Here is a 5,385-nt window from a genome sequence, read left to right on the forward strand (position 1 = left end):
CCGGTCAGCATCACGCTGCGGACGCCGAGCTTCCGCAGGGCCGAGATGCCGGCCGCCGCGTCGGCGCGGGGCTCGTCCCGGACCGAGATGGCGCCCAAGGCCTCGGCGCCGCGGACGACGATGACCACCGTCTTGCCGCCGGCTTCCAGGTCCGCGACCGCGCGCTCGGCCTCGGGGCCGAGCCGCGCGCTCTCGGCGGCGTGGCGTGGGGAGGCGACGAGCACCGTCTGACCCATCACCGTGGCCGACACCGCCTTGCCGGGGATGGCGCGGGCGTCCCGCGTCGGGCGCAGCGGCACCCCGTCCGCGCTCGCCCGGTCGAGGATGGCCCGGGCGATGGGGTGGCCGCTTCCGCTCTCGACCGCGGCAGCCAACCCGAGAAGCGAGCGCTCCGACGCGTCCGGGGCGAAGACCAGGATGTCCGAGACCCGCGGCCGTCCGGCGGTCAGCGTCCCGGTCTTGTCGAACGCGACCGTGTGCACCCGCCCGATGACCTCCAGTGCGGCGCCGCCCTTGACGAGCAGCCCGCGTCGCGCACCGGCGGCCAGTCCGGAGGCGATGGCCGCGGGGGTCGAGAGCACCAGCGCGCAGGGGCAGGCGATGAGGAGGAGCGCCAGGCCCCGGTAGATCCAGGTGCCCCAATCGGCGCCGAGCAGCGGCGGCACGACCGCAACGGCGGCCGCGAACGCGAACGCGATGGGCGTGTAGACCGCGCTGAACCGGTCGATGAAGCGCGCCGTGGGCGACTTCGACGCCTGCGCCTCCTCGACGAGGTGCAGGATGCGGGCGACTGTGTTGTCGGCCGCCGTCTTTGTGACCCGGACCTGGAGCGCGCCATCGGCGTTGACGCTGCCGGCGTAGACCGGGTCGCCGACCTCCTTGGGCTTCGGGACCGATTCGCCAGTGATGGGGGACTCGTCCAGGCTCGACGCGCCGTCGGTGATCACCCCGTCGGCAGGCACACGGTCGCCCGGCCTCACGACCACGACTTGCCCGATGGCCAGCGACGCAGCGGCCACCTCGCGGATGGTGCCATTGGCCTCGTCGACGAGGCGGGCGGTCTTCGGCACCAGGGCGGCGAGCGCCTTGATGCCGGCACGCGCCCGGCCCGCCGCCACGACCTCCAGCATCTCGCCGACCGTGAAGAGCAGCACGACGATGGCGGCCTCCTCGGCGGCGTGGATGGCGAGCGCCCCCGCGGTGGCGACCGACATCAGCATCTCGATGGAGAAGGGCGTGCCGGCCAACGCCGCCACGGCCGCGCGGCGGCCGTAATAGGCGAGCCCGACGAGCGCCCCTGGCCAGTAGGCGTACTCGCCCGCCAGGCCCGGCGCGATCCGCTCGACCAGGAAGCCGGCGGCGAACAGGGCGCCGATCAGGATGCCCAGCCGCGCCTTCCGGCTCCGCCAGAGCGGCGGCTCAGGCTCCTCCGCGGTCCCGGCGGGCGGGGCGCCGCCCGAGGCTTGGGCCATGGCTAAGTCCGCGGCCGTGGGGAGCAGCGCGACGCCGTAGCCCAGGCGCTCGATACGCCCCTCCAATTCGGTCCTCGGCGTCGCAGCCTCATCGAGCGCGAGGTCGAGGACTTGGCTGCCGTAGTTCACGCGCACGTCCGCGACGCCCGGCAGCCGGGAGACGGCGGTCTCGATCTTCCCGGCGCAGGTCGGGCAGTCCATGCCCTTGACCCTGTAGCGCAGGGCCTGCGGACCGTTCGTGGGGAAGGATGTGCGGTCCGCGCCGGCGGCCTGGCTCATGGTGCGCTCCGTTCGCCGGGCTCCTGGTCCGGACTGGGAAGGCCCCCTACATGCACCCTGTAGTCACTACAGGGTCAAGGCCGTGCGGAGCGCTTCTTCCATGACCATCGGCAGCCTCGCGGAGGCCACGCAGACCCGTGTCGAAACGGTCCGGTGGTACGAGAAGGTCGGGTTGCTGCCCCCGCCGGCGCGGTCGAGCGGCAACTACCGGCTCTACGGGCCCGAACACCTGCGCCGGCTGAGCTTCATCCGCCGCGGTCGCGCCCTCGGCTTCACCGTGGAGCAGATCCGGGACCCGAAGGGCCGGCGCGGTCAACTCGCGAGAGACAAAAAGACAGTACTACGCGAGGCGAACTCAGGATAGAACAGCCTCGGAAACCAAGAAGCCCACAGGTTGGAACCTGTGGGCTTCACACGGGCCGGAACCCATGGGTTGCTGACGGCGCACCGTTCAGCGTTGACGGATCGGATATGAGTGCATGGAGCTGGATAGTCAAGCGGGAAAATCCAGGATCCGGGCTGCACTCTACATCGATGGCTTCAATTTGTATCATTCCGTCAATGATTTAGGAGAGCCCTTTCTGAAGTGGTGCAACTTCTGGAAGCTGGGGGAGTCGATCATCTCGCGCCAGTCGGAGGAGCTCGTTCGCGTCGTGTTCTGCACGGCCTATTACCCGGGCGATCACAGCAAGAAAATCCGCCACGAGCGCCTGGTCCGCGCCCTCAAACTGGTCGGCGTTGAGACCGTCCTCGGCCACTTCAGCCATGAAGACGCCAAGTGCCGGGACTGTGGCTCCACTTGGCAGAAGCCGACCGAGAAGGCGACGGACATCAATCTCGCGCTTAGCGTCTATGACGACGCAGTACAGGACGTCATGGATACTGCATATCTCCTGACCGCCGATACGGACCAGGCGGCGACAGCCAAGCTGTTCGCCAAGCGCTTTCCCGGCAAGAAGCTCGTCAGCGTCAGCCCCCCGGGCCGGACCCACTCGCAGCACATCCTGTCGCACACCCCGCACAAGATCGCGCTTAACCGGGAGCATATCGAGAGGGCGCTGTTCCCGGGGCTCGTCACCGCGGAGGGGCAGGCCTCCGTCATGCGCCCGCACGAGTACGACCCGCCGGCCGGCTACGTGATGTGGGACCAGCGTCCGAAGCCCGCGCCCAAGTCGGGGGCGAAGGCGGCCGCGCCGGCGGCGGCGATGCCCGAGCGCTGAATCCGCCGTGGCCTCAGGTTAGTTCCCCGCCGCGGTACCGCGCGAACGTCGACCGACCGTCCTTCCCAAACAGGACGACGTCGTAGGTATCAGGCTGCATGTCCTCGACCTCCATGCCGGGCGAACCGACCGGCATGCCTGGCACGGCCAGACCCATTCCCTCGGGTCGCTCCGCGAGGAGCCGCTTGATCGCCCCGGCCGGGACGTGCCCCTCGATCACGTAGCCGCCGACCTGGGCGGTGTGGCAGGAGGCAAGCTCGCGAGGCACCCCCAGGCGGATCTTGAGCGGGTTCACCGGGCCCTCGGTCACGGTGACGGTGAAGCCGGCCTCGCGCAGGTGGGTGACCCATCTCTCGCAGCAGCCGCAGCTCGGGTCCTTGGTCACCGCGACCATCGGCGGCCCCTCCGCCAAGGCGCCCCGTCCAAGCATCAGCCCCACCGCCAAACCCACGAGCACGGTACGTCTGGATGGCATCGCATCGCTCCTCATCGTCATCTACCGTTCGCTCTCACTCGGCCGCCTGCGGCAGCCGCATCGCCTCACCATCCGTCCCCTCGCGGACCGCGCCGGCCGGGGGCAGGCCCCGCCCCTTCACCAGGGCGTAGACCGCCGGGATGACCACCAGGGTCAGCACGGTCGAGGAGACCATCCCGCCGATCATCGGCACCGCGATGCGCTGCATGACCTCGGAGCCTGAACCGGTACTCCAGAGGATGGGCAGCAGGCCCGCCATGATGGCGACGACCGTCATCATCTTGGGCCGGACCCGCTCGACCGCGCCGACCATGATGGCCCGGCGCAGGTCCGGGCGCGCGAGCGGGCGTCCCTCGCGCTCGCACTGGGCGCGGACCTCGTCGAGGGCGTGGTCGAGGTAGACCAGCATGATCACCCCGGTCTCGGCAGCGACGCCAGCCAGGGCGATGAAGCCGACCGCCACAGCGACCGACAGGTTGAAGCCCATCCACCAGAGCAGCCACACCCCGCCGACCAGGGCAAAAGGCAGCGACAGCATCACGATGAGTGTCTCGGTCAGGCGCCGGAAGTTCAGGTAGAGCAGCAGGAACACGATCAGCAGCGTCAGCGGCACCACGACCGCGAGGCGCGCCTCCGCACGCTCCAGGTACTCGTACTGTCCGCTCCACTGCAGGGTCGTGCCCTGGGGAAGCCGCACCGCGTCTGCCACCGCCTTGCGCGCCTCGGCGACGTAGCCGCCGAGGTCTCGCCCGGCGATGTCGACGAAGAGGTAGACCGCGAGATGCCCGTTCTCGGTGCGGATCGAGGTCGGCCCTCGGGTGAGCTCGACCTTCGCCACCTCACCGAGCGGCACCGTGCCGCCGGTCGGCAGCGGCACCTGGACCTCTGTCGCGATGGCCCTTGGGTCCGAGCGGAAGGCGCGCGGGTAGCGCACATTGACGGTGTAGCGCTCGCGGCCCTCGACCGTGTTCGTCACGGACTGCCCACCCAGGGCCGTCGCGACGACGTCCTGCACGTCCCCGACCATCAGGCCGTAGCGCCCGAGCGCTTCGCGGTCCGGCGTGATGTCGAGGAAGTAGCCCCCGATGACCCGCTCGGCATAGGCGCTCGACGTGCCCGGCACGGCCCGCACCACCGTCTCCACCTGGCGGGCGACCCCCTCCATCGCCCTGAGGTTGGTGCCCAGCACCTTCACGCCCACCGGGGTGCGGATGCCCGTCGAGAGCATGTCGATGCGCGCGCGGATCGGCTGCGTCCAGGCATTCGACACACCCGGGAACTGCAGGGCCGCGTCCATCTCCGCCTTGAGGCTCGCGAGCGTCACGCCCGGGCGCCACTCCGCCTTCGGCTTCAAGGCGATGACCGTCTCGAACATCTCCATCGGCGCGGGGTCGGTGGCCGTGTTGGCGCGCCCAGCCTTGCCGTAGACCGAGGCCACCTCGGGGAAGCTCTTGATGATGCGGTCCTGGGTGGCGAGGAGCTCGCCGGCCTTGGTCACCGAGATGCCCGGCAGGGTCGTCGGCATGTAGAGCAGCGTGCCTTCGTCGAGCTCCGGCATGAACTCGGATCCGAGTTGCCGGGCCGGCCAAGCGGTCGCGGCCAGTACGCCGACGGCGAGCAGGATGGTGAGGAGTCGGGCTCGCAGAACGCCGGCGATGAGAGGCAGGTACAGCCAGATGAGGAGCCGGTTCAGCGGGTTGCGGTGCTCCGGGACGATGCGCCCGCGCACGAACAGCACCATCAGGGCCGGCACCAGCGTGACCGAGAGGAGCGCCGCCGCCGCCATGGCGAAGGTCTTGGTGAAGGCGAGCGGCCCGAACAGCCGCCCCTCCTGGCTCTCCAGGGTGAAGATCGGCAGGAAGCTCACCGTGATCACGAGGAGGGAGAAGAACAGCGACGGGCCGACCTCTGCCGCCGCTTCGACCAGGATCTCGACCCG

At 70.1% G+C, this 5,385-nt stretch carries 4 protein-coding genes and 1 pseudogene; 2 read left to right on the top strand and 3 right to left on the bottom strand.

What is annotated here, in order from left to right:
* The coding region (locus MFF42_RS00940; protein ID WP_238253627.1) for a heavy metal translocating P-type ATPase at nucleotides 1–1,751 on the bottom strand (1,751 nt) is incomplete at its 3' end.
* Nucleotides 1,752–1,851: 100 nt separating this feature from the next.
* Between MFF42_RS00940 and MFF42_RS00945 the strand changes: the two are divergent.
* Nucleotides 1,852–2,046, top strand: a pseudogene (locus MFF42_RS00945) (MerR family transcriptional regulator); the annotation flags it as partial.
* A 184-nt stretch (nucleotides 2,047–2,230) separates the two neighbouring features.
* Nucleotides 2,231–2,971, top strand: a complete 741-nt coding sequence (locus tag MFF42_RS00950; RefSeq protein ID WP_003602898.1) for an NYN domain-containing protein — start codon at nucleotides 2,231–2,233, stop codon at nucleotides 2,969–2,971.
* Nucleotides 2,972–2,984: 13 nt separating this feature from the next.
* Here the strand turns inward: MFF42_RS00950 and MFF42_RS00955 are convergent, their stop codons facing one another.
* Both MFF42_RS00955 and MFF42_RS00960 read right to left on the bottom strand, forming a co-directional pair.
* A complete protein-coding gene (locus MFF42_RS00955) occupies nucleotides 2,985–3,461 on the bottom strand; it encodes a DUF411 domain-containing protein (protein ID WP_026105495.1) in 477 nt (158 codons plus the stop codon).
* A 19-nt stretch (nucleotides 3,462–3,480) separates the two neighbouring features.
* Nucleotides 3,481–5,385, bottom strand: a 1,905-nt coding sequence (locus tag MFF42_RS00960; protein WP_238253628.1) for an efflux RND transporter permease subunit, incomplete at its 5' end; no start/stop codon positions are given.

The sequence above is a fragment of the Methylorubrum podarium genome, from assembly GCF_022179745.1.
Classification (GTDB): domain Bacteria; phylum Pseudomonadota; class Alphaproteobacteria; order Rhizobiales; family Beijerinckiaceae; genus Methylobacterium; species Methylobacterium podarium.